The organism is Pontibacillus yanchengensis, assembly GCF_009856295.1.
GTDB classification, from domain to species: domain Bacteria; phylum Bacillota; class Bacilli; order Bacillales; family BH030062; genus Pontibacillus; species Pontibacillus yanchengensis_A.
In genome coordinates, this window is sequence record NZ_WMEU01000001.1 from 239,148 (window position 1) to 265,936 (window position 26,789).

Here is a 26,789-nt window from a genome sequence, read left to right on the forward strand (position 1 = left end):
GCTATTTACTTGTACTATACATGTGTGTCGGCATGTACTTAGATGTTCCATTTTCATTTTCATTGTTAAATAGTCAAAACATTTTGTATAAAGTTAAAAAATGAAAATTATACATACTAATTTTAAGCTTGAGTATAAGTATTGTCAAGGAATGGTCAAATTTAAACCCCCACCAAATCAATTTTGGAGGGGGATATTCTTATACGTCTAACGTATTTTTGTTTTCATCTTCACTTTCTTCCGGCTGTTCAAACATACCGTAATGTTGACGAACTTTGGTATGAAGTTCTTTAAATACTTCTATATTTTCTTTCAAGAATTGCTTTGCATTTTCACGTCCTTGCCCCATACGATCCCCATTATAGGAATACCAAGAACCACTTTTTGTAATCATTTCAAGATCAGTAGCAATATCAAGTAATTCGCCTTCTTTGGAAATACCTTCCCCGTACATAATATCTACTTCTGCTTGTTTAAACGGAGGTGCTACTTTGTTTTTAACAACTTTTAGCTTTGTTTTGTTTCCTACCATTTCATTTCCTTGTTTTAATGTCTCAGCACGACGAACCTCTAAACGGACAGAAGAGTAGAATTTCAAAGCACGGCCGCCTGGAGTAGTTTCAGGGCTACCAAACATTACGCCAACTTTTTCACGGATTTGGTTGATAAAGATAGCTGTTGTTTTGGATTTATTAATAGCCCCACCTAATTTACGGAGTGCTTGAGACATTAAACGAGCTTGAAGGCCAACGTGAGAATCTCCCATCTCTCCCTCAATCTCAGCCTTTGGTACTAAAGCAGCTACAGAGTCGATGACTACCATATCTACTGCTCCACTTCTTACCAACGCTTCGGCAATTTCTAGTGCCTGCTCCCCTGTATCAGGTTGGGATAAAAGAAGCTCTTCAATATCAACACCTAGTGCACGGGCATACACCGGATCAAGAGCATGCTCAGCATCTATAAACGCAGCTTGTCCACCTTGGCGTTGTGCTTCAGCAATAGCATGAAGAGCAACCGTTGTCTTACCAGAAGACTCTGGACCATAAATTTCTACTACGCGCCCACGTGGATAGCCGCCTACTCCTAAAGCTACATCCAAAGCTAAAGAACCACTAGGAACTGTGTTCACTTTCTGTTCTGCATGTTCTCCTAACTTCATGATGGAACCTTTTCCGAATTGCTTTTCTATTTGGCGCAACGCCATATCAAGCGCTTGTTTACGATCGCTCACATTGTTTCCCCCTTAAATTTAACTATATCTATCATAACTTGTTTTAAATCTTTTGCCAACAAAACACGAATAAATGTTCGCCATATTTACTCTATAAGCATAACTCATTTTTCATTAATTGACTAGAGAAAAATCTATTTTTCAAATCCTTTCTTCCTTTATTCTACTTTTTTAAAAAATGATATAAAAGTTCAAATCCTTTTTTTACACTTCGTTGACGAATCATTTCACGATCACCATTGAAGTGATATTTTTTACAAAATGGTTGTTGCTGATCTTTATAAATACCTATATAAACCGTTCCTGCTTCATGTCCTTCAAGAGGCTCAGGACCTGCCACACCTGTAAAACTTATACCTATTGTTGATTGAAGCTTATCAGCTACATTTACTGATAAAGTTAGAGCGCATGCTTCACTAACGCTTCCATATTCATCCAGGATTAATGGAGGTACTTCTAGCACTTGTTCCTTTACAGCAGGGGAATAGCAAACAATCCCACCTTTACAAATAGAAGATGCCCCCTTCAAGGATATTAAGTTATCAACAAACCTACCTCCTGTTAAGCTTTCAGCAGAAGCTACCACTTCATTATTTTCCTTTAATAATTGAAATACTTTTTCTTGAATCGTGTCGTGATCTTTCCCGTAACAATATTCCCCTACTCGACTCATAATCTCATCTTCCGTTTCTTGAATAATCGCTTTAGCCTCCTCTTTCGATGAGGCTTTCGCAGTCAATCGTAACGCATTCTCCCCATCCCCAGCTAAAGGGGCAATTGTTGGGTTGCTTTGATTTTGAATTAAGTCTTGTAGGTCATGCTCTAACTGTGACTCTCCAATACCGATGAATTTTAACATGCGGGAGAAAATAGTGTGCTCAGGGACCAATTTTTCTTGAATAAACGGAAACCCATTTTCTTCCATTATCGCTTTCATTTCTCTAGGAACACCAGGGAGAAACACCCATGTTGTATTTTCCTTATGGAGTGCAAAACCAGGCGCCATTCCTACTGAATTATATAAGAGTTTCGCTCCCTCTAGTAACCTTGCTTGTTTTCGGTTGTTAGGTGTCATTATTTGATTGTTTGCATCATAATACTCCTGTATTTCCTTCAAGGCTTCTTCATCTTCATAAATAGGTGCCTTCAAAATAGTAGAAGCTACTTCTCTCGTAACATCATCATCTGTAGGACCTAATCCTCCAGTTACAATCACCAAATCAGAACGCTCATGTGCCTGCTTAAATTGATGGGATAATCGATCCTCATTATCTCCGACGACAACATGATAAAATACATTAATCCCCATGCTCGCAAGTCGATCAGATAACCATTGTGCATTCGAATTAACAATCTGGCCTAACAATAGCTCAGTACCAACGGAAATAATTTCTGCATTCAACTCATTTTTCATTATTTAGACCCCCTCATGACATGCCAGTTTTTCATGAAATACTCTACTCCCGAAATGACGGTTATTATCATAGCAGCATATAAAGATAATGTTGCAAATGGAAATGACACATACGAAAACGGAAAGTTGTGTAGTAAAAGTGCAGAAGTTGCGACAATTTGAATGGTGGTTTTTAGTTTACCCATTTGACTTGCTGCTAGCACAATTCCTTCTCCTACGGCTACAAGACGTAATCCTGTAACTGCGAATTCACGGCTAATGATCAAGATAACAATCCATGCTGGTGCTGCGCCTAATTCCACAAGTGAAATCAAAGCTGCAGATACCAACAACTTATCTGCTAAAGGATCTAAGAACTTCCCAAGATTCGTCACTAAGTTAAAACGTCTAGCATAATATCCATCTACCCAATCTGTAGTAGAGGCAATTATAAATAATAAAGCTGCTGTTAAATGAGAGATGGGTAATGATTGTCCTCCAATATCATAGGCTCCCCAATTAAGAGGGACGGATAAAAGAATAATAATAATTGGAATTAAAAAGATTCTAGAGATTGTAATCCGATTTGGAATGTTCATTTTCGTGTCATCCTTTACATTAATATTTCGTCTTCTTGAAGTCAAAAGAGCCACCTTATACAGATGACTCTTTCGTTGTGTTTATTCTTCTGATTTCTTCACGTTAATCCATATTTTTTGAAAGACATATTCATTAGGATCAACAGGGTACTCTAGTTTTTCTCCATTAACTTTTATGTTTAAGCTTGGAGCTGATCCGACTTTGATATAAACTCGATCTTCACTAGATAAATCAAACTCCTGTGGTGAATTAGAAGGGGATACATTTTGAGCAAAATATGTTTTACCTTTCCCATTTTCAACTTGAAGATAACTCTTCGCTTGCGCACCACCAGTAGATTCAAAAGTTATCTTAACGTTTTCAGCATTTGTTAATTCAAACGTAGACTGAGGAGTAGAACCACTCCCTTTTTCTACTAGTTCTAATGAGCTAGTAGGAGTTTCTTCTTCTTGTTCCGCTTCTTCTTTGGTATCTTCTGATTCATTTTTGTTCTGCTTATCTTTATCTGACTGTTTTTCCTGGTTATTTTCGTCTTCACTATTCTGGTTATCAGTAGAAGATTCATCGTTAGAACCATCTTCGCTACTACTTTCACTATCACTCTTCTGATAAGATACTTCATCCCCGGCTTCTTGTTCGTCAATAGTTCCACTCTGCTCATTACCTGTTAAGGCTTTTTGAGTAAATACGTAGGCTACAACTACAATACCGATAATCATTAAGGCAATAATGAATTTTGGGAAAAAGGACATGACAGCTGACCCTTTGTTAGAAGCTTCATCCTTGTGACGTTGCAACCTCGTGTATTGCACATATTCTTCCTCACTAGACGAAGGTAATTCGCCTTTATGCTCTTCCATTAAAGCTTCAGGATCTAAACCTACTGCTTCCGCATATTGCTTTATAAAGGCTCGGGTATAAAATTTACCTGGCATGATTCCAAAGTTACCTTTTTCAATTGCTTGAAGGTACCTAGTTTGAATCTTAGTCTCTTTTTGGATATCTTCCAATGATAAATTTTTGGCTTCCCGTGCTTCTTTTAATCGAGACCCTATTTCCATTTTTTAACACCATCCATTTTAAAAGTCAAACATGGAAAAGCCCTCATCTTGTTCGAATTCTGGCTTGTCAACTGTTTCGTAAGTTATTTCTTCATCATCACTATTGCGCAATTCAATAATATAATCAAAGTCATCTAATTTGTATTCAGTGGTACGAACAAACATGTCTGGGTGTTCTACCACTTTTGTCGCCGGTAGTCTCATGATTTCTCTGACAAGTTGCCAATGTCGCTCATTTGCCCTCTTTGTGGACACGATACCATCTAATATATAGAGAGTATCAGGAGAATACTCATCTTCGATTAATTGACTTCGAATGGTCTGCTTTAATAATGTACTAGACACGAACAACCATCGTTTGTTCGCAGAAACGCTTGCTGCTACAATAGATTCTGTTTTTCCTACCCGAGGCATTCCACGTATCCCGATTAATTTATGACCTTCTTTCTTAAATAACTCTGCCATAAAATCAACAAGTAAACCTAAATCCTCGCGAACAAATCGAAAGGTCTTTTTGTCATCAATATCACTATGTATATATCGACCATGTCGAACGGCTAAACGATCCCTAAGTTTAGGGCGTCGAAATTTAGTAAGACTTATGGTTTCCATCGTTACTAGTATCGATTTCAACCGATTGATTTGCTCATCATTCTTGCATAACAATAGCATACCTCTTCTAGAATCTTCCACTCCATTGATTGTTACAATATTGATGGAAAGCATCCCTAGTAAAGAGGAAATATCCCCTAACAATCCAGGACGGTTGTTCTGGATTTCGTATTCTAGATACCATTCCTTTCTATCCATATCACAACTCCTTTCTCTGTAAACAGGTGCGAAGGTAAAGGAAAATTTGAATACATACTATTACCATAATAAATGATTTTTATTTATTATAAAAGGACAATATCAGGGTTTGTACAACGAATTTCCAAAAAATTTAATTTTCATCTCCATCACTTTATAAGCACATACCCTAAAAGCAGTCTATAAAAACAATGCTTTCGTATCTATTGATTAGTTTGATCCATTTTAACCCCATTATCTTGAAAACTTGGGTTCCAGATAAATACCTTTATTAGGCGGGATATTTCCGATACGTTAATATGGAATAAAGGTGGCCGTGGAACAGCTCGCATCCTGCCGTCCCTACACGATGTAGGGTCGTTCGACGTTGCCACACGATGTGACGATTTTAGTCGAACCTCCCCTTAATCATTCTACCTTCGTGGAAAACACCCTCAGGGGGATCTTGCCTACCTCTTTCTCCGGCGGGAGTCTCCTTGTTCCCTGGCCACCTCCCGCGATGTTGAGATGAACGGAAACATGGGCCGGGAAATTGGGGCGGTCGCTCCTATATTCAGAAATCGCTCCAATTTCCGAAAACTCGCTCGCAACGGCCTCCAGCTAGGCTGGCGTCAACCGCATTTCTGTTCGCATACCCCGGTTGCTCCGAAATGTAAAAAGATGATCGCAAATTTGAAATGTTGCTCGGAAATCGGAAAAGCTGCTCCGAAACTTGAAATGTTGCTCGCAACCTCCCGCCAGCGTCCGCTCTAGCCCCGCTGAAGCACAGCACCACACCCCCAAAACAGCGGTCGAAAAAGTCGCTCTGAAATGGGCAAGAATCGCTCCAAAAATCCAATTCTTGCCCCTATATTCTCGCTCCGAAGGCAGGAAAATTCGCTCCAGAGCCCATGTTTTTATCGCAGTTTGAAAAACGGATATGTCGAGAACACAGGAATATGAGCTAATTTCCAGGCCCATCTTTTCTCCCACTTAACACAACGGAAACACCAACCAAACTATCTCGATATCAAGTCTTCAAGATATGCCTCTAATGTTGAATAAACTTCCTTAAAGCTTAAAGTATAAAAAAACAAAAAAACAAGAGGGTGGGACCCTCTTGTTTATTTTGTGCCTTCGTTTTGGACCAATTTAACCATCATGTTAGCAATCATGTGCTGCTCTTCTTCAGAAGCAACATTCCATAAATCCCGAAGGACAGCTTCTTGATCGTTTTTAGCATCAACCTGCGTTGATAAGTACTCTCCTACTTCATAGGCAAGGTTCGAAACAGTTTTGTCATTCATTCCGTCTCCTTGAGCTTGATGAAGACGATCTCCCAAAAAGTCTTTCCAGGATTCAAAGTTATCTAATACAGACATTTGATTTCCTCCTTATTGAACAACTTACAATGTTATCTTTTGATAGGTTGTTATCTTTTATACATCAATAAGGAAAACTTTTGAGGTTAACCGCTCCATGCCCCATTTACATTAATGAGCTGACCTTGAATATAGGAAGCGTCGCTCGACGTTAAAAAACTAACGAGTGCCGCTACTTCCCCTGGTGTACCAAATCTTCCTAAAGGAATTTCTTCCTGGATAAGGTCTTGATCTTCACCCTGAATATGGCTATTCATTTTAGTATCAATAAATCCAGGACGAATGCCATTAACATGAATCCCAGATGGTGCTACTTCTTTAGCAAGAGATTTCACAAAGCTATCTTGAGCACCTTTTACGGAAGAATAAATCACTTCACAACTTGCGCCAACTTCTCCCCAAATAGAAGAAACCAGTACTATGTGGCCAGATTTCCTGCTAATCATAGAAGGAAGCAAATGCTTTGTTACAACCCATGGGGTTTTTACATGCAAATGGTACATTTCATCCATTTCTTTACTTTCTACATCTTGGTACATTTTAACAAGATTCTTTCCACCTGCAAAAATGACTACATCAATATGAAAAGGAAGTTTTCCACAAAACTCGTCGATTCCATTTGACGTACTTAAATCTGCTTGAATGGATTGTAATATTGTTTGCGGTGGTAACTCTTCATTCAAATCTGCAATGGCTTGCTCATTATGTTGGTAGTGAAGAATTAAGTTGTATTCTTTTTCTGAAAATTGTTTGGCAATGGCTTTTCCAATCGAACCGCTAGCTCCAACAATCAAACAAACATGTTGCATACCCTTACTCCTTATTCCTCTACTGGACGAATTTCACAAATAGCAATTCGTTCTTCATCAATCCATTCTTGTAAGTGGTCAATGACATCTTGTTTGGTTAACTGCTCGATAACAGGAAGCACCTCAAATAAATCTAATCCTAAATGGCGATAATGCACGAATGTAGTTGCAATAAATTCTAACGAATTCATAGAACGAAGAAATTGCCCGATTCGCTTCTTTTTCATGCGCTCGAATTCTTCATCTGTTAAAGAACGTTTCTTCAATTCATGAAGCATTTCTTTAACTCTAGTTTGGAATTTCTCTGGTTCACGTGTATTACCACCTAAAATAGTAAAACCGAACGTTTTATCTAAATGAGATTCAAATGAAAAACTGTCGTCAATCAAATCTTCTTTATATAGCTTCTCGTAAAATTCTCCACTTTTAGAGAAGAAGTGGTCTAATACCATACTTTTTATCATATCGGTTTTCAAGAAATTCTCTGAAGTTAGATGCTCTGTGTCCTCTTTCACACCAACCATGCATTTTGCTAAAGAAACAGGCATTTCTATAACTTTATGTTTTTCTGCAACTGTCTTAGGTTCTTCAGGATAAGACCGCTTAATGTCATCTTCTGGGGTAAACTCCTTATCGTTTTGATTTTCTTCAATTAGCTTCATCATGTGATCAGGATCAAAGTTCCCAGCCATAAAGAAGGTCATGTTGGAAGGATGATAAAACGTGTGATAGCACGTATATAGATCTTCTTTTGTAATATCTTGGATAGAATCAACCGTACCAGCGATATCTATTTTAACTGGATGATTCTCAAATAAGCTCTGGATTGTACCAAAGAAAGATCTCCAATCAGGTTGATCATCATACATTCTTATTTCTTGAGAGATAATTCCTTTTTCTTTTTCAACAGATTCATCCGAAAAGTAAGGATCCTGCACAAAATCAAGTAAGGTCTTTACATTCTCATCGATATTACTCGTCCCGGAGAATAAATAGGCAGTACTAGTGAACGATGTAAAGGCATTTGCTGATGCACCTTGCTTAGTAAAGTCATGGAAAACATCCCTATCTTCCTTTTCAAACAACTTATGCTCCAAGAAGTGAGCAATCCCCTCTGGAACGCTTACTTGTTCGTTTTCTCCGAGTGGAGTAAATGTTTGATCGATGGAACCATACTCTGTTGTAAAAATGGAGAATGTCTTGGCCATTTCTTGTTTTGGTAAAAGGAAGACCTCTAATCCGTTGTCTAATTTCTTCGTATATAATGTTTCTTGAATTTGGTCATATTGTTTTTTATTCATGATCGTCCCCTCCCTCTTGTTTCGTCAGGAAGTACGTAGTATCTAGCTGAATTTTTTCAGCAACTCTTAATACATCCTCTTTTGTTACTTTCTTGACTTCCTCTATCATTTGATCTGGGTTAATGGATGCACCAGATATCACTTGATGGTAAAGCACTTCAATTAAACCATGCTGATTATCCATTGTTTCTAGTAATTGATTCACAATTAGACTTTTCGTTTCAGCAACTTCTTCCTCTTCAAAGTCACCTTTTTTCATAGCGTCCATTTGCTTCATAATAATGTCTTTTGCTTGATTATAGTCATTTGGATCAATCCCACTGAAGACGAGCAATAAACCTTTATGACTCTCAAATCTAGATGCTGCATAGTAGGCAAGACTATGTTTTTCACGCACATTCATAAACAATTTAGAGGAAGGGAAGCCTCCAAATAATCCATTGAACACTTGCAAGGCATAATAGTCATCATCGCCGAACTGGATACTTGTACGATATCCTAAATGTAATTTCCCCTGTTGGATATTTTGTTTTTCAACAATTTCTTTTGGCTCTTCAGGACCTTGTTGCTTGCCAGACTGAACTTTTGCATTTGGAAGCGCGTCTTTTCTTGAAAAGCTCTCTTGAACAACAGACTCTACTTCTGCTTCATCGAATTGACCTAAAATATAAACGTCCATTTTATCTTTATTAAGCATATGTTGATAGTACTCGTAAAGACTTGTACTTGTAATACTTGAGAGATCCTCTTCATATCCGTGGACATGAAAACGATATGCCTCATTTTCACACATCTCATCTAACAAACGAGTATTAGCGTAGCTCATTTTATCATCTTTCAATGAACGGATTTTTTGAGTTAAGGTTTGTTTTTCACGATCGATTACGTTCTCTTCTAGTCCACCATTGTCAACCTTAGGATGAAAGATAATTTCCTCCATCATTTTCATGCCTTTTTTCAATAAGTCCGTTTGATTAGATAGAAATGCGTCATTCGCAACTTCCATTCGGAACGTCATGACATGATGTTCCCCTTTTTTGGAAGCATCTACACTAAGAACCGCTCCGTATAATTCGTCTAGAGCTGTACGAAATGAGCGTGCAGTAGGGTATTGCTCAGTTGCTTGTTGTAGTACATAAGGTAGCAATGCCCTTTTTGTTATGGAATCTCTTTCAAGTGGTGCTTTAAATTTCACAGCAATTGTATTTGTTTTATATTTATTACTTGGTATGATATGTAAATCATATCCTTGTCCTTCATATTTCTTTTCCATCACACGTGACATTCCTTTTCCTCCTTCAAATCACATACTCCTTTTACCATAGCATTTCTTAAAAGAAGAAAAACTATCCAATTAAATATGTATCTTTCCATTGTATCGTTTTTTTCCGTTATATGCGAATTATAGATAATCTACTTCTTTTTTAACTTATTCCACGATTAGCTTTAAATTCCTTTTATCTGCTCAAAAAAAAGATACCCTAATTTATTATTTAGGATATCCCTTCTTATCTATCTTGACCTAACGACTCCCTTTAATATAAGGAGTCCCAATTGCTTTAGGTGCATCTGCTCTACCAATAAATCCTGCTAGCGCTAAAATTGTTAATACGTATGGGGCTATGAGTAAATACACTTGTGGTACATTTTGAAGAAATGGTATGGTACTACTTACTACGCTTAAACTTTGGGCAAAACCAAAAAATAGTCCTGCTCCCATAGCTCCTAGAGGATGCCATTTCCCAAAAATCATTGCTGCCAGAGCCATAAATCCTTGGCCACTAATTGTTGCATGAGAGAAGTTCATGGCAATCGTTAAGGCGTAAACAGCCCCACCTAGGCCTCCAAATGCTCCCGATAAAATAACACCTGTATAGCGCATACGACTCACGTTAATACCATTCGTATCTGAAGCCATTGGGTGTTCACCAACCGAACGTAATCGTAGACCAAACGGGGTTTTAAAAATGACAAACCAAACTAAAAATGCTAATAGGATGGCAATATAAGATGTTTTATATCCCGTAAAGAACATAGGTCCAATTATTGGTATGTCGCTCAGGAACAATATCTCTGTAGTATAAAAAGGTACTTCAACCATATCTGTTTGACCTTTCCCATACCATTGATTTACTAGAAATAGAGACACACCAAGTGCAAGGAAATTTAAAGCTACACCACTAACCACTTGATCAGAACGAAAAGAAACAGAGGCTACTGCGTGTACCATGGAAAATATGGCTGAAACAATCATAGCTATCAATATAGCTATCCAAGGAGTTAAATTCCCAAATTGAATGAAACTCAGCAAGCTTAAAAAACCAGGTGCAGATTGATCAAACCACACATCCAAACGTTGTAGAGGTCCAGCCAGAGTTAAGTTTGATACAATCGCAACAAAGGCACCCATAACCATAAGCCCTTCTAAACCAATATTAACTACCCCAGAACGCTCACTAAACACACCACCAAGTGCTGTGAAGATAAGAGGGGCGGCAAAGAATATAGCAGCAGGGATTATGGACTGTAAAATATCAATAATACCCATTTTATTTCCCCTCCTTTTTCGAACGAAGTAAGAACCAGCGGATAATGTAACTGGAAGCAACAAAGAAAATAATTAGCGCAACGACAATATCAACAAGCTCTTTTGGTACCCCGGCAGAGGGCATATTCAGCGCACCAACTTTTAACGTTCCAAATAGAAATGCACCAAGTACCGAACCTAGAGCCGTATTACCACCTAACAACGCAACGGCGATCCCATCAAAACCTATATTCGTAAACCCTGAATTCACTGACATGAACTGAAAGGTACCTAAGCCTTGCATTGCTCCTGCTACACCAGCAAATGCACCTGAAATGACAAAACTCAACACGATATTTCGATCTACGTTCATTCCGGCGTATTTTGAAGCACTTTGATTAAAACCAACTGAGCGTAGTTCATATCCTTTGGTTGTCTTCTCTAAAATAAACCACATTAGGAAGGCACCGATTAATGCAATGAGGAAACCGTAATGCAGCCTAGAAAATGTGAGTTGAGTTAACCACTCTGAAGCTAGCGAAGCAGTATCTGCTACTTTTTCTGTTTTATCTTCATTATCCGTAATAACAGATCTTATCAAGGCATTACATGTATATAATGCGATATAATTCATCATTATAGATACGATTACCTCATGAACTCTAAATTTTGCTTTGAGAAATCCGGGTACAAAGCCCCACAATCCGCCGGCTACAGCTGCAGCCAAAATAGCAAGGGGTAGATGTAGAATCATCGGTAAATCTATACCAACTCCTACCCAGACTGCAGCGAGCCAACCAACAAATACTTGACCTTCAACACCAATGTTAAATAGGCCTGTCCGAAAAGCAAATGCTACAGCTACCCCAGAAAGAATGTAGGGTGTAACTTTTACAATTGTTTCCCCAGTAAAGTAAAGATCCCCAAATGCTCCATTCCATAAAGCTGCGTATCCACTAATAGGATTATACCCAAAAAGCAACATAATGATGGCTCCAGCAATCAATCCTAAAATAACGGAGATCACAGGGATAACAATGTTATAAAATCGACTAGCAAACATTACTGCTCACCTTCTTTCTGTTTCTGACTACCTGCCATAAGAAGGCCAAGCTCTTGTTCTGTCGTTTCCTCAGGTTTAACATTCGAAACAATGTGGCCATCAAACATGACTGCGATCCTGTCACTGACATTCATAATTTCATCCAACTCAAATGATAACAACAACACCGCTTTACCTTGGTCTCTCGCTTCAATCAATTTCTTATGAATAAATTCAATGGCTCCAACATCGAGACCTCTTGTAGGCTGAGCTGCAATAAGTAGGTCTGGTACCCTGTCCATTTCCCTACCGATAATTGCTTTTTGTTGATTCCCGCCTGACAACGCTCGAGCTAATGTATATTCGCTTGGAGTTCTTACATCATATTCATCTATTAAACTTTTTGCTTTTTTATAGATTTCTTTATAATTCAAAATACCATTCTTGGAATACGGTTCCTTATAATACGTTTGCAGCACCATGTTCTCACCGATTGGAAAGTCTAGCACCAAACCAAACTTATGGCGATCTTGCGGAATATGAGATACTCCTGATTCTGTAACATTACGTGGTGACAGATTCGTAATATCATTTCCTTTTAAAGAGATGGATCCAGCTTCTGACTTTCTAAGACCTGCTATAGCTTCAATGAGTTCACTTTGGCCATTTCCATCTACACCAGCAATTCCCACGATTTCTCCAGCCTTCACATCTAAATCCAAGTTTTTCACCATTTCTACGCCTCGAACGTCTTTCACCTTTAGATTGCGTATATGTAAAATATCTTCTTTTGGATGGGCTGCTTCTTTTTCTGTGGTGAAATTTACTTCACGCCCTACCATTAATGAAGCAAGCTCATTTGTTGTTGTCTCTGAAACATTAACCGTACCGATGCCCTCGCCTTTACGAATTACAGTACATCGGTCGCATACTTCCATGATTTCTTTTAGTTTATGAGTAATGAGAATAATAGATTTCCCCTCATTAATGAGGGTACGCATAATTTGAATCAGTTCATGAATTTCTTGAGGAGTTAATACAGCAGTAGGCTCATCAAAAATGAGAATATCAGCTCCACGATAAAGAGTCTTTAATATTTCCACTCTTTGCTGCATCCCTACAGAAATATCTTGGATTTTGGCAGTCGGATCAACACGCAGTCCATATCGTTCAGAAATACTCTGGACCTCTCTTTCTGCCTTTTTCAGATCAACTTTACTTCCTTTTTTAGGTTCCATTCCTAAGATAATATTTTCTGTTACGGTAAACGTATCCACTAGCATAAAGTGTTGGTGAACCATACCTATCCCTAGTTGATTCGCAACATTCGGATCTGTTATGTTAACTGGTTCCCCTTTCACTTTGATCTCACCTTTTTCCGGCTGGTATAGACCAAATAATACATTCATTAAAGTTGATTTCCCTGCACCATTTTCTCCTAATAGAGCATGAATCTCACCTGGCTTCACTTGTAATGTGATGTTGTCATTGGCAACGATACCTGGGAATTCCTTACGAATGTTTAACATTTCAATAACGTATTCCATCACTATCTCACTCCTTACTCCCTAAGTCGAACTACCTAAAACATCTTCTGCTTTTCCTCACTAAAAATCACCAAATGAAAAGTCCCCTTATTAAATCTCTTCATTTGCTGATTTCAGGTAGAAGAAAAGAAAAAGGCTAGACGAGCTAGCCTTTTTTCATCCAAACAGTGACAAGATTTTATAATGAATCTAGATATGTCTTCAATTCATCACGAGTGCTTGGAACTTCAATGTCGCCATTGGTAATCTTTTGCTTCCACTCATTAACAGAATTACTAATCTCTTCGGTATAAGCTGCTTCGTTAGTTGCTGCTACACTAATCGCATCATCATCAAGACCATATTTGATAACACCAGATTGGAAGTTTCCATTCATAGCTTTTGTAGAAAGGTCTTGAACAGCAATGTCTACACGTTTAACCATGGAGGTCAGCGTAACGTTATTATCACCGATTTGACCTTCTTCATATTGGTCACGGTCTACACCGATAACCCATACATTTGCTTCTGGGTCACTCTTTTTAATATCTTTAGCCTGAGCAAACACACCATTTCCTGTCGCTCCAGAAGCATGGTAAATAACATCAGCACCCTGCTTATACATATTACTTGCAATTAATTTACCTTTGTCTGCTTTATCAAAACCACCAGCATATTGAACTTCAATTTCAATATCTTTATTTACAGATTTGACACCTGCACGGAAACCACTTTCAAACTTTTTGATTAAGTCACTTTCTGTTCCGCCAACGAATCCAACTTTGTTTGACTCAGTTTTCATAGCAGCTGCTACACCAACAAGGAATGATCCTTGATGCTCTTTAAATGTAATACTTGCAACATTATCTCCTTCAACCACACTATCTACTATTGCAAAATGGCGATCAGGATAGCGTTCAGATACTTGAGAAATAGCATCATTTAATTTGTATCCAATTCCAAAAATAAGTTGATAATCATTTTTCACTAACCGAGTTAGGTTGTTTAAGTAATCAGCGTCTGATTCGGATTGAGCGTAGTCATATCCACCTTGTCCTTTTTCCATACCATTGTTGCTTCCAAATTCTTTTAGTCCTTCCCATGCAGATTGGTTAAAGGACTTGTCATCTACTCCACCAACATCTGTAACCATTGCTACGCTAAAATCACTATTTCCTTCAGAATCTGCACTACCTTCAGATTCTTCCTTACTGGAATCAGAATTATCGGATTGATCTTCTGACCCTCCCTCATCACTTCCACTAGTCGTGTCATCAGAAGAGCCACAAGCTCCTAATACTAGACCAATTGTAAGTAATAAAGCAAAAATCATAAGAAAACGACGTTGTTTCAAATTGATTACCCCCTATGCTTAATTAAATGAATCCAAACACCAAACTCTTTCATGAACATGCTTCACCGTTTGTAAACCACCTCCTTAAAGTTTCGCAAAAATTTTGAAAGCCTTTTCATATTGCTAGAAAAATTTTATAATCTTTTTCGTAATACGTGGAATCCGAATTTATCAGCTCTAAAATAATTACTAGAATACAATATAGGCTCGTCATCTTCTGTGTAATGCATCTGTTTCAGCAACAACATAGATTGACCAGGTTCACAGTTTAAAATAGAGGATATTCTCTCCTGAAATCCAACGGGTTCTATAAACGTGACTGCATATGTGATTCTTTTTTCACTATATTCTTCAAGTAGGTTAAATAGAGAGCCTTCCTTGTGCAAGTACTCCATTGGAAGAAGGTGTTTTGGTATTTTATCCACACAATAAACGACTGGATCACCATCAGCACTTCGAACCCGTTCAATTTTTGCTAATGTTCCGACATTTATTGGATGAAATTTTTTAGTTTCTTCTTCTGTAGGTTCCACAATTTCAGTAGATAAATATTGACTAGATGGAACCATTCCTGCACGTGCAATCATATCCGTCACACTAAAAAGTTCTTCTATACCAGATGAGAAAACTGGTTTTGCATTAACAAATGTACCTACCCCATGTCTACGTGTTACAACATTTTCTTCTTCAAGTAATCTCAATGCTTCACGGAGTGTAGCTCTTGAAACCCCTAGTTGTTTAGATAATTCAAATTCAGATGGTAGTTTTTCTCGCTCTTTATAAAGTCCCGTATCAATGTCCTTTTTTATTTGATCTATTACTTGTAAATATAAATGTCTTGTGTCTGTTTTTATACTCATATTGTTCACTCCAGCTCTAGTCGATGTGAGAGATCTGACATCTGACGTTCGACTCATCTAGTTCGAAATTAATATAACACTTTTATCGACATAAATAAATAGAATTCTACTAATCTTATGAAATTAGACATAAATATTATTGGGAATTTTTAATTATTCTAGAGTCTTAGGTATGATTTAATAGTATTTATTAGTTACCTAAAACATTAATAAGCAATGATATGCTTCTAATACAACCCTATTCAAAATGAGATTACTCTAAAGCATATATAACTAATAGAAAAAAACAGCCTAAATTAGTATAATTTAGGCTGTTTTCTATACGTTTAACTTTTGTTTTTTAGGAAAAGCAGTTCTTAATCTGTAAGTTAAGAAGATTGTTCTTCGCTTTGTTTAGAAACTAATACATCTCTAGGTTTGCTGCCACCATATGGACCCACAATATTACGGTCCTCCATAGCATCAATTAATCTTGCCGCTCTTGTGTAGCCGATTCTAAACCTACGTTGTAGCATGGAAACGCTAGCACTTTGCATTTCAACAACAAGTTGAACAGCATCGTCATAAAGGTCATCATCCACTTCTTCTGTCTTTTCTGGTTCTTCATCTGGAATCATTTCTTCTTGATATTGAGCTTTTTGCTGTTCTACACAATGATCTACGATACGTTCCACTTCCTCATCAGATAAGAAAGCACCTTGAACACGAGTTGGTTTAGAAGAACCAACTGGTATGAATAACATATCCCCTCTTCCAAGTAGCTTTTCTGCGCCACCTGTATCTAATATTGTCCTTGAATCGGTTGCTGAAGATACGCTAAATGCAATCCTAGACGGAATATTAGCTTTAATTACACCTGTAATGACATCAACAGAAGGTCTTTGGGTCGCAATAATCAAATGGATCCCTGCTGCTCTGGCCATTTGTGCTAAACGTGTAATAGCATCCTCCACATCGTTGGAAGCAACCATCATCAAATCTGCAAGTTCATCTACTAATACTACTATATAAGGTAATTGAGGCTGACTATCATTATTTTCATGGTTATATTTTTTCACATATTCATTATAGCCTTCAATATTTCTTGTACCCGTATCAGAGAACAATTCGTACCTTCGTTCCATCTCATCAACCACTTTTTTTAAGGCACGGGAAGCTTTTTTCGGGTCCGTAACAACCGGACTTAGTAAATGCGGAATTCCGTTGTACATATTTAACTCCACTTTTTTGGGGTCAATCATCATCATCTTTACTTCATGAGGTTTGGCTCTCATGAGAATACTTGTGATAATTCCGTTGATACACACACTTTTACCGCTACCGGTAGCACCAGCAACAAGCATGTGAGGCATTTTATTTAATTCAGATACAACAGACTCCCCTGCGATATCTCGACCTAGTGCAAATAATAATTTAGAGCTTGTATTTTTAGTATGTGATTCTAGTACCTCTCGTAAAGAAACTGTGGCGATTTCTTGATTAGGTACTTCAATACCTACTGCTGATTTACCAGGGATAGGAGCCTCAATACGAATATCTTTAGCTGCCAAGGCAAGAGCTAGGTCGTCGTGTAAGTTAACAATTTTACTTACCTTTACCCCTACATCCGGATACACTTCATATTTCGTTACAGATGGTCCGACGTGAACTTTTGTCACTTTAGCCTTCACTCCAAAGCTATGGAACGTTTGTTCAAGTTTCTTTACAGTAGCTTGAATTTTTGAACGCTCTTGTTGTTGTGCATTATGAGTTGGCTCGGCTAATAAATCCATCGAAGGTAACTTGTAATCAAAATTTTCAATCTCCGTTAATGGAAGAGATTGTGATAATTGATTATCTTCAGTTGAATCTTGATCTTGTGTCTGAGATTCCGTTACTACAGATCCTTGTACACTTTCATCCGGCTTAGAATCGTTATTTGATTTAGATTGGTTACCATATGCCACATCAGTAAAGTCCTGAATAATAGGCTCTTCATCGTTTTCTCCCCCCACCGAATAGGAGGTTTCTTGCTCGTCAGAATGTTGCTCTTTTGAAAAAGCTTGAGATTCTTCTTTTTGCTTCTTTTTTTCTGCTTTTTTCTCACTATAATCTTGTTGTTGATCTTTGATTTGTTCCCATTGCTTTTGGAAGAAGTCTCTCATCCGCTCTATTATTTTTTGCAAGAAGTTCCCTAATGAAATTTCCGTTAGAAACAGCACACCTACAATCATTGCAAAAAACGCTACGATTTTTGCTCCAGTAGGGGCAAATAAATAATAGGTGAACGCAAATAAGGAAGCGCCAATCATCCCACCTCCTAGATGGGTAGAAGGCAAGTCTCCAGCTAAATAGGCACCGTAATGGTTCCAAGTGGTCCTAAGAATAGAAGGCTCTACATTATCTCTCATAATTTCTTCAAAGCTTTGTACATGTGTAAGTAACAAAAGGGAAGCGAAAATGATATAGAATCCTATAAATCGTTTATGTAAGAAGGTAGGCCATTTACGTTGAATCATTAAATAAATTCCTACTATAGACAAAAAAACTGATACAATAAAATACCAAATCCCAAAGAAAAATTGAAATAAATGCTCCAAAGAGCTTGGTATTGCTCCACCAGCAATAGCACTCGCACCACTGCCAAATACAGCTAAAAACAGCAAGAAAAGACCTATAAGCTCAAACTTCACTTGATCTTTCATATGTGTTTGTTTTTTGTTATTTCCTTTTCGTTTCTTTTTCGCCATGATCTCACCTCTGCTCCCATTAGAGAAAGCAGCCCATACGGCTGCTCTCCAATTTATTATATCACAAGCACGAGGTTTATAAATACACTATCACTCCTGAAAATCTTGCATTGAGAGGATTGTACCAGGAATGAAATCTGTATCTAAATAGTCTTGAGGATCTGTGGAGATCAATTGAAGGATTTGAAAATTTCCATCATTCATTTTCTGTACCTTCATTGTTCTACCTTTAATCGAGACTATTTTGTTGTTTTCATAGCTAGATGGGTCATCCTCATAAATATCAAATTCACTTAAAGGTGTGTAATGAATCATTGAATCAGCCCTTCAGATTGTTGGTCTTTATTAGCGTCAATCATTCCTTTTAACTTCTTCATTGCGTGACTTACTCCACCTACTTCATTAATTAAGCCATACTTCACTGCATCATCACCAATTACATTTGTTCCTATGTCTCGTGTTAAATTTCCTTTTGCAAACATTAAATCCTTTAATTTCTCTTCATTAATATTAGAATGCGCTGTAACAAAGTCTAGTACTCGTTCTTGCATTTTCTCCATATACTCAAATGTTTGTGGAACACCAATTACTAATCCATTCATGCGAACAGGATGTATCGTCATTGTCGCTGTCTCTACAATAAACGAATAATCAGTAGCAACAGCAATTGGTACTCCAATAGAATGTCCCCCGCCAAGTACAATGGAGACACTAGGTTTTGAAAGAGATGCAATCATTTCTGATATTGCTAAACCTGCTTCTACATCTCCCCCTACTGTATTAAGTAAAACAATTAAGCCCTCTATTTTAGGGTTTTGTTCAATGGCAATAATTTGCGGAATAAGGTGCTCATACTTCGTTGTTTTATTCTTTGGTGGTAATTGAACATGTCCCTCTATTTGCCCAATGATAGGTAATATATGAATATTGGAGTCAGGTGCCTGCGCTACTTGACTTTGTCCTAGCTGTTGAATCTTTTGCATCAATGCCTTAGCCTGACTTTGGTCTTCTTGTCCTTCTTTATTCGGTTCTTCCTCATTTCTCATCTGAATCGCTCCTTTTACATAGCTTTAAGTGTAGTATGAACTATTTAACAAGAAGCATACTTAGAAAACAGAATGAAATTAGAGTAATAACAAGCTAAAAAGAGCTTCCCTTAAAGGGAAGCTCTAGACATTCACTTAACATAACAGTTGTGATAAGGTAGAACGTTGATCTGCTGTTAGTGGTAATAATGGTAATCGTACGCCACCTACATCGACACCTTTTAGCTGCAAGGCAGTTTTCACAGGTGAAGGTGAAGGAGCCATAAAGCAACCTTTCATGACAGGAAGTAACTGTTGATGAAGTTTAGATGCTTTAGCCGCATCACCATCTTCAACAGCTTGAAGCATCTCTTGCATTTCATTACCAATCACATGAGCAGATACAGAAACTATTCCTGCGGCACCAATTGAAAAGGAAGGTAACGTTAACGTATCTTCTCCACTATAAACAGAAAAGTCATCACTTGTTTTTGAAATCATTTCTGTCATTGCATCTAAATCGCCACCTGCATCTTTAACGGATACAATATTCTGAATTTCAGAAAGGCGAACAATTGTATCCACTTCCATCGTGACCACAGAACGTCCAGGTATGTTATAAAGCATAACGGGAAGTTTTGTTTCAGCTGCAATTGTTGAGAAATGTTGATAAAGGCCTTCTTGTGTAGGTTTATTGTAATACGGAGCCACTAACATGATTCCATCTACACCTGTTTGCTCTGCTTTTTTTGTTAATTCAATGGAAGCATGGGTATTGTTGCTACCAGTACCAGCAATAACTGGAATTCGTTTATCTACAATTTTCACAACATGATTTAATAAAGCAATTTTTTCTTCAGCGGTCAATGTTGGTGATTCCCCCGTAGTACCGGCTACTACAAGACCGTCCGAGCCATGTTCAATTAAATGTTGTAAAAGTTTAGTTGTTTTATCAAAATCTATATTTCCACCGTTATCAAACGGGGTAACCATAGCAGTGAGTACTCTACCAAAATTCATGGCATCCTACTCCTTTCTATATTTATTCTCCAAGTTCAAGTTCAAATGTTTTGTGTAAGGCATTAACGGTTTTCACTAGATCTTCATCTTTTATTAATACCCAAATTGTGGTGTGACTATCTGCAGATTGAAGAATTTGCACGCCCTCATTCGTTAACGTATGAACAATCTTCGCAGCAATACCAGGGACTCCTGTAATTCCTGCTCCAACCGTTGATACTTTTGCACAGTTATAAGAGATTTCAGGTTCGTAACCAATATCTTCCAGAATAGCTTTGGCTTTTTCTGTAAACATTCCTGGTATTGTGTAAACAACTCCCTTAGGAGATATGTTTATAAAGTCTACAGAGATACCAGCTTCTGCCATGGATTTAAACACTTCCGATTGCAATTGGTAGTCTTCATCCTTAGCATGGACTTTAATTTGTGAAACACCAGAAAGATGTGCTATCCCTGTTACGGGACGGTCTGGAATATCTTTTCCCTTTCCATCACTCCTGGAATTTGTGACAAGTGTCCCATAATCATCCTTGTAAGTTGAGCGTACTCGCATAGGAACTTTTGCTTGCATGGCAATTTCCACCGCTCGTGGATGAACAACTTTAGCTCCTTGATAGGCAAGATTCACAATCTCATTATAAGTCATGATAGCAAGTGGGCGTGCTGCTTCCACAAGGCGTGGATCTGCTGTCATAATCCCTTCGACATCGGTAAAAATATCGATGTATTCTGACTGTAAAGCTGCACCAAGAGCCGCTGCTGAAGTATCACTACCTCCACGACCTATTGTAGTGGTTTCCCCAGTGGCCGTTTGCCCCTGAAAACCTGCTACAACGACTACATCTGTTGACTGAAATTCTTCGAATATGCGGTCAGGATTCATTTCTTTAATCTTTGCTTCCGTAAAGTCATCACTAGTAACGAATCCAGCTTGTGCTCCTGTTAAAGCTTGCGAGCGGAGTCCCTCTTCATTCAGTTCGTTTGAAAAAACCACAGAAGAAATAACTTCTCCACAAGAAGTAAGTAAATCCTCCTCACGCTTGGAAACATGGTGATGTGGATACTGAATTAAATCTAGTAATGTATCGGTAGCATAAGGGTCACCTTTCCGGCCCATTGCTGACACTACCACCACAACTTTATATCCTTCTGTAACAGCATTTTTTACATGCGTAATTGCTTGTTTACGCCCTTCTTCGTTACGAACGGAGGTTCCTCCAAATTTTTGAACCAGAATCTTCATGCTGACACCTCATCGTTCATCTTTATTTCTTTTGTAACCATTCATTCTTAATAATACTTTCCGCAATCTGCACGGAGTTCCATGCAGCACCCTTAAGTAGATTATCAGAAACTACCCAAAGATGGAAACCATTTGGCTGATCTAAATCTTTACGGATACGACCAACAAAGACATCACGCTTACCTTCCGCATTTAATGGTGTTGGATACACTTGATTAGCAGGATCATCTTCTAGCGTTAACCCAGGTGCATTAGCTAATTCGCTCTGTAATTCTTCTACATTTACGTTTTCATCGTCAATTTCAATATATACGCTTTCTGCATGAGAAGTAAAGATAGGTAGACGCACACATGTTGCCGCAACATGCAACTCATCAGAATGCATAATCTTTTTTGTTTCATTAATCATTTTCATTTCTTCAAAGGTATATCCATTTTCTTCGAATTTATCAATTTGTGGAAGAGCATTAAAAGCAATTGGATAATGGTGTTCATCACCTTTTACTGGTAAAATCTCAGGTGTATGCGTTTCTTCCTTTAAAAATGCTTCACTTTGATTCCGTAATTCATCACTTGCTTCATTCCCTGCACCTGAAACAGCTTGATACGTGGATACAATGACACGCTTCAATCCGTATGCATGGCGAAGAGGTTCAAGTGCTGCCACCATTTGAATAGTGGAGCAGTTTGGATTGGCAATGATTCCTTGATGTTTTGCTATATCTACTTCATTCACCTCTGGTACCACTAGTGGTACGTTAGGGTCCATACGATATGCACTTGTATTGTCTACTACAACTGCTCCACGTTTAACCGCTTCTGGTGCAAGTTGTTTAGAAATCGATCCACCAGCAGAAAATAAAGCAATGTCTACGCCCTCAAAGCTTTCTGGAGTTGCTTCTTGTATTGTAATTTCTTTATCTTGAAAACGAACCGTTTTACCTGCGGATCGTTTTGATGATAATAACGTTAAGGTTTCAATAGGGAAGTTACGATCTTCTAATGTCTCAAGCATCTTTTGACCTACAGCCCCTGTTGCTCCAACGATTGCTACATGATAATTCTTTTGTTCAGCCATAATTGTTTCTCCCTTCTCCTCACGTTTGATTCTTTATATTAGTAAACCTCATTGTATCATATACTTAAAAAAACGTGATACCTTCAAGTCGCATTTTAGCTAGATCTTTCAATAATAACAGGCTGGATTTGTTTAAATTGAAGAGCTGCTTCAATGGTTTCAGGGATTTTCTCCATGTCAGCAACCATAGAATTTGGTTTCTTTACAATGTTATCTTGACCAAAAGGTACAAAGAAAATATTTTTGGTCGCCATCAAGCGCATAAGATTTTGACCATTCAGTCCTAAAATGTCATTCGAAGATACTGCTAAAACAACTGGATTTTGATTACGTAATGTTGCTTTAGCTGCCATCAACACGGGGGAGTCTGTTAATGCATTAGCCATTTTACTTAAGGAATTTCCGGTTAATGGAGCGATTACCATGCAATCTAAAGGCCGTTTTGGACCTAGTGGTTCTGCTTCAGGAATCGTACTTATTAATTTTTCTCCAGTAATTTCTTCAATCTTCTTTAAATGATCTGCTGCATCCCCAAAATATGTGTCCGTTTTTTGAACTGTATAGGAAACAACTGGTACAACAGTTGCACCTGCTTCCATTAACTTTTCCATTTGAGGGAATACTTCTGAATACGTACAATGAGACCCTGTCAGACCAAACCCAATCACTTTACCTTTTAAAGACATTACTCATTACCCCTTTCCCCTATTTCTTCAATTAACACCTGAGTAATCACATTTGCCAAAATGCTCCCTGCTGTTTTCGGAGCAACAATGCCTGGCAGGCCTGGTGCTAACAACGCTTTAATTCCTCTTTTTTCAGCGTAACGAAAATCAGTACCACCTGGTTTAGAGGCCAAATCTATAATCAATGTTCTGTTCGGCATGTTTTGAATAACTGCTGCTGTAACCACTTGCGCTGGTATCGTATTAATCAAAATATCACAATCATGGGTATGCTGTTTCAAGTCTTTAATAGAGAAAGACTCGAGACTCATTTCATGAATTCGTGCCAGATCTTCTGACTTTCGTGCTCCTACCTTCACTTTTGCACCTAAAGAAGCGAAAGTACGAGCGACGCTCATGCCTACTCTTCCAAGTCCTAAAACAAAAATTGTGGAAGAATGGATGGTAAAATCTGTATGTTGAATAGCCATCATAATTGTTCCCTCAACCGTAGGGATTGAATTGTATATCGCAACATCATTTCGATCGAACAACGGTATTAATGTACGATTTGTCTCTTGTGTCAAATTCGTTAAATAATTGTTCGTTATTCCAGTAAACAACAAACAATGTTCAGGAGTTTGTTCCAACCATTCTTTCGTTAGTTGAATAGACTGATTGGAAAAAATGGTATCAATCTCTCCCTGTAAATTTGTACCCGGTACAGGTAAAATCATCGCATCTAGCTCTTTTGGATCCACATCATCTAATGCTTCCTGCTTCGCTCCCGTAAAACCATGATCCAATTGATCAAACCCTATCAAATGTAAAGTAGCATCTAATTCAATCAATCTTCGAATCACTTCAAGTTGACGAGCATCGCCACCTAGAATAGCTATTGAATAACCGGTCAACATTCATTTCACCTCACCTTACACCTATATAACTCATGGGATTCTCTCATATCCTATGACTACCTTGGCAAAAGGTGAATGTCCTATATTAAATGCACAGCCTACTCCTCTGTTTAGTATGTATGTGCAATAGTTACATAACATTGAATTACTACTTTCCTTCATTAAAGATGCATTAGCTGGAAATACTTTTTTAAGTATCGAGCCTTTCCTACCTCAGGCATTTGTTTTGGATTTTTACAATTTCTAACACCATACAAACCCTCAACCCAGGAAAAAGAAATAAAGATAAGCGCAAGCAGCCCCTAGCTATGTACAAACTTCTCCCCACAGGGCGTGGGTTGGTTCGATGTTGCTGCACGATGCAGCGGTCTTAACGAACCTCCATCATCCCAGAGCTTCCTTGCGTATGAGATAAAGGAAAAACGGAGAGCGGTAGCGATTCGATGTTAAATTATCGTACAGAGGGGAGGGAAGCATACTAGTGGCTGGGCACTGGAGCTAGGCGTCACCTCTATACTTATTACGTTATACACAGGTCAACTTTTTTATAGTACATTTTATAGTACACTAGACAATAAAAAAAGAGCCTGGAAAATCTCCAAGCTCTCCTTCTAATAATGACTTTGTAGTAGGTTGATGTAATTTAGTCGGACCATTTCATACCTAAATAACTTGGCCATGTTACAGATGTGATATCTACTCTTTTGGATCAATAATAATCATATCTTCGCCGATTTTTTTAATATCTGACCACCTAATCCGTATTTCATCTCCCTCTTTCTTCATACCAAACCATTTATAACTTGGTATAAGAAACGATTGGATGTGGCCGGTATCTTTATCAATTTCTAAGTCAGTTTGACCTAATACCCCTAAACGTGCTCCGTGTTTCACATCAACTATCTCTTTTCCACTCAATGCGCGATATCTCAACTAGCACCGCCCCCTTTTTATTACTATATGAAAAGATAGGAAGGTGTATGAGTAATGCTATTCAAGAGTGAATGCCTATGACTCTGGAGAAATAATGGCAGATGATTGACCATTTTTGAATACGTTATCTATGACACTGTTTACTGACTCATGTGTCACCGCATCAATTTGAGTGACCATTTCATCAAGAGAACGATGTCGTTTCAATAACAATTCGTTCTTACCATTACGACTCATACGACTGTTCGTACTTTCTAAGCTTAACATGATATTTCCTTTTAACTGTTCTTTACTATTCAAAAGTTCTTTTTCTGTTAAGCCACTATTGGTGAAGTCTTGTATAGTGCGTTCGATAGTTTCCTGCAGAACAGGAAGTTGATCTTTACCTGTACCCCCGTAAATAGTTAACAGGCCATTATCCAAATGTGAGCTATGGAAGGAAAACACAGAGTAAGCTAATCCTCTTTGCTCTCTCACTTCTTGGAAAAGACGAGAGCTCATACTTCCCCCTAGTACGTTATTAAATACAATGAGACTATAGATTGCCTCATTATCAACGGCTAACCCATCATAACCTAGGCATAAGTGAGCTTGTTCTGTATCTTTATAACGGTGAATGTGCTCCGGAAGAAAAATGGGTGTTTCATATGAATCTGATTCTTGACTACTTGTGTAAGACCCAAAGTAAGCCTCCACATCTTTAAAGAAAGATTCATCCACGTTACCTGCAATAGAAATCACAACGTTCTCAGGCTTATATTGTTTGTCCATATAATCTCTCAAAGCTTGAGGAGTAAAGGACTTTAAGGTTTCGGCAGTCCCTAATATAGGATAGCCAAGAGGATGATTTCCATATGTAGCTTTAGACAATACATCATGAACAATATCATCAGGTGTATCTTCATACATATTAATTTCCTCTAAAACAACCTTTTTTTCGCGGTCCATTTCTTCTTGATCAAACGTTGAATGAAAGAACATATCTGCTAATATATCTAACGCTGTATGTGCATGCGTATCAAGCACTTTAGCGTAATAGCACGTGTATTCCTTTGAAGTAAATGCGTTAACCTGACCACCAATGGAGTCAAAGCTCTCTGCAATATCACGTGCTGAACGAGTTTTTGTCCCTTTGAAGAACATGTGTTCTATGAAGTGTGAAATGCCATTATTTTGCTCATTTTCATTACGAGAACCTGACAAAACCCACACACCAATGGTAACGGAACGTACATTAGGGATTTCTTCTAGTACCATCCGTAAACCATTCGAACATGTATATTTTTTAATCAACATTATCC

At 38.0% G+C, this 26,789-nt stretch carries 24 protein-coding genes; all 24 read right to left on the minus strand.

The window, feature by feature from the left end; translation table 11 throughout:
- Nucleotides 1–199: 199 nt before the first annotated feature.
- The 24 genes from recA to GLW08_RS01255 all read right to left on the minus strand — a co-directional run bounded on the left by recA (nt 200) and on the right by GLW08_RS01255 (nt 26,781).
- Entirely contained in the window at nt 200–1,234 is a 1,035-nt protein-coding gene (recA, locus tag GLW08_RS01140; RefSeq protein WP_160846759.1) for a recombinase RecA, read from the minus strand.
- Between the two features lie 163 nt (nt 1,235–1,397).
- A complete protein-coding gene (locus GLW08_RS01145) occupies nt 1,398–2,648 on the minus strand; it encodes a competence/damage-inducible protein A (protein ID WP_160846760.1) in 1,251 nt (416 codons plus the stop codon).
- Nucleotides 2,648–3,226: a CDP-diacylglycerol--glycerol-3-phosphate 3-phosphatidyltransferase gene (gene pgsA / locus GLW08_RS01150; RefSeq protein WP_160846761.1), complete on the minus strand. Its 579-nt coding sequence runs from the start codon at nt 3,224–3,226 to the stop codon at nt 2,648–2,650. Before pgsA ends, GLW08_RS01145 begins: the two co-directional genes overlap by 1 nt.
- An 81-nt stretch (nt 3,227–3,307) precedes the next feature.
- A complete protein-coding gene (locus GLW08_RS01155) occupies nt 3,308–4,288 on the minus strand; it encodes a helix-turn-helix domain-containing protein (protein WP_160846762.1) in 981 nt (326 codons plus the stop codon).
- A gap of 18 nt (nt 4,289–4,306) precedes the next feature.
- Entirely contained in the window at nt 4,307–5,098 is a 792-nt protein-coding gene (locus GLW08_RS01160) for a DUF3388 domain-containing protein (RefSeq protein WP_036817549.1), read from the minus strand.
- Nucleotides 5,099–6,201: 1,103 nt separating this feature from the next.
- Nucleotides 6,202–6,459 (minus strand): DUF3243 domain-containing protein, encoded by a 258-nt coding sequence (locus tag GLW08_RS01165; protein ID WP_160846763.1) that lies wholly within the window; start codon nt 6,457–6,459, stop codon nt 6,202–6,204.
- Nucleotides 6,460–6,545: 86 nt separating this feature from the next.
- Nucleotides 6,546–7,268 carry an elongation factor P 5-aminopentanone reductase gene (ymfI, locus tag GLW08_RS01170; protein WP_160846764.1) on the minus strand — a complete coding sequence of 241 codons (723 nt, stop codon included), beginning with the start codon at nt 7,266–7,268 and terminating at the stop codon, nt 6,546–6,548.
- An 11-nt stretch (nt 7,269–7,279) separates the two neighbouring features.
- Complete coding sequence (gene yfmH, locus GLW08_RS01175) at nt 7,280–8,569, minus strand: EF-P 5-aminopentanol modification-associated protein YfmH (RefSeq protein WP_160846765.1); 1,290 nt, start codon at nt 8,567–8,569, stop codon at nt 7,280–7,282.
- Nucleotides 8,562–9,854: an EF-P 5-aminopentanol modification-associated protein YfmF gene (yfmF, locus tag GLW08_RS01180; RefSeq protein WP_160846766.1), complete on the minus strand. Its 1,293-nt coding sequence runs from the start codon at nt 9,852–9,854 to the stop codon at nt 8,562–8,564. The genes yfmH and yfmF overlap by 8 nt, the downstream gene beginning before the upstream one ends.
- Nucleotides 9,855–10,091: 237 nt before the next feature.
- Nucleotides 10,092–11,117 carry an ABC transporter permease gene (locus GLW08_RS01185; protein ID WP_160846767.1) on the minus strand — a complete coding sequence of 342 codons (1,026 nt, stop codon included), beginning with the start codon at nt 11,115–11,117 and terminating at the stop codon, nt 10,092–10,094.
- Nucleotide 11,118: 1 nt separating this feature from the next.
- Nucleotides 11,119–12,159, minus strand: coding sequence for an ABC transporter permease (locus tag GLW08_RS01190; RefSeq protein ID WP_160846768.1), 1,041 nt, complete (start codon nt 12,157–12,159; stop codon nt 11,119–11,121).
- Complete coding sequence (locus GLW08_RS01195; protein WP_160846769.1) at nt 12,159–13,685, minus strand: ABC transporter ATP-binding protein; 1,527 nt, start codon at nt 13,683–13,685, stop codon at nt 12,159–12,161. The genes GLW08_RS01190 and GLW08_RS01195 overlap by 1 nt, the downstream gene beginning before the upstream one ends.
- A 178-nt stretch (nt 13,686–13,863) precedes the next feature.
- Complete coding sequence (locus GLW08_RS01200; protein WP_160846770.1) at nt 13,864–15,018, minus strand: BMP family lipoprotein; 1,155 nt, start codon at nt 15,016–15,018, stop codon at nt 13,864–13,866.
- Between the two features lie 134 nt (nt 15,019–15,152).
- Nucleotides 15,153–15,878 (minus strand): GntR family transcriptional regulator, encoded by a 726-nt coding sequence (locus tag GLW08_RS01205; protein WP_160846771.1) that lies wholly within the window; start codon nt 15,876–15,878, stop codon nt 15,153–15,155.
- Nucleotides 15,879–16,246: 368 nt separating this feature from the next.
- Nucleotides 16,247–18,607 carry an FtsK/SpoIIIE family DNA translocase gene (locus GLW08_RS01210; protein WP_160846772.1) on the minus strand — a complete coding sequence of 787 codons (2,361 nt, stop codon included), beginning with the start codon at nt 18,605–18,607 and terminating at the stop codon, nt 16,247–16,249.
- A 90-nt stretch (nt 18,608–18,697) separates the two neighbouring features.
- Nucleotides 18,698–18,922 carry a YlzJ-like family protein gene (locus GLW08_RS01215; RefSeq protein ID WP_160846773.1) on the minus strand — a complete coding sequence of 75 codons (225 nt, stop codon included), beginning with the start codon at nt 18,920–18,922 and terminating at the stop codon, nt 18,698–18,700.
- Entirely contained in the window at nt 18,919–19,653 is a 735-nt protein-coding gene (locus GLW08_RS01220) for a ClpP family protease (RefSeq protein WP_160846774.1), read from the minus strand. Before GLW08_RS01220 ends, GLW08_RS01215 begins: the two co-directional genes overlap by 4 nt.
- 135 nt (nt 19,654–19,788) lie before the next feature.
- Entirely contained in the window at nt 19,789–20,652 is an 864-nt protein-coding gene (gene dapA / locus GLW08_RS01225) for a 4-hydroxy-tetrahydrodipicolinate synthase (RefSeq protein ID WP_160846775.1), read from the minus strand.
- 22 nt (nt 20,653–20,674) lie between these two features.
- A complete protein-coding gene (gene dapG, locus GLW08_RS01230) occupies nt 20,675–21,895 on the minus strand; it encodes an aspartate kinase (protein WP_160846776.1) in 1,221 nt (406 codons plus the stop codon).
- 22 nt (nt 21,896–21,917) lie between these two features.
- The gene (gene asd / locus GLW08_RS01235) at nt 21,918–22,973 is read right to left on the minus strand and encodes an aspartate-semialdehyde dehydrogenase (RefSeq protein WP_160846777.1); all 1,056 of its coding nucleotides are present in this window, start codon (nt 22,971–22,973) and stop codon (nt 21,918–21,920) included.
- Between the two features lie 95 nt (nt 22,974–23,068).
- Complete coding sequence (locus tag GLW08_RS01240) at nt 23,069–23,659, minus strand: dipicolinate synthase subunit B (protein ID WP_160846778.1); 591 nt, start codon at nt 23,657–23,659, stop codon at nt 23,069–23,071.
- Nucleotides 23,659–24,555, minus strand: coding sequence for a dipicolinic acid synthetase subunit A (gene dpaA / locus GLW08_RS01245; protein ID WP_160846779.1), 897 nt, complete (start codon nt 24,553–24,555; stop codon nt 23,659–23,661). Before dpaA ends, GLW08_RS01240 begins: the two co-directional genes overlap by 1 nt.
- A 696-nt stretch (nt 24,556–25,251) precedes the next feature.
- Entirely contained in the window at nt 25,252–25,488 is a 237-nt protein-coding gene (locus tag GLW08_RS01250; protein ID WP_036816469.1) for a YlmC/YmxH family sporulation protein, read from the minus strand.
- 75 nt (nt 25,489–25,563) lie between these two features.
- Complete coding sequence (locus GLW08_RS01255; protein ID WP_160847847.1) at nt 25,564–26,781, minus strand: M16 family metallopeptidase; 1,218 nt, start codon at nt 26,779–26,781, stop codon at nt 25,564–25,566.
- Nucleotides 26,782–26,789 lie beyond the last annotated feature (8 nt).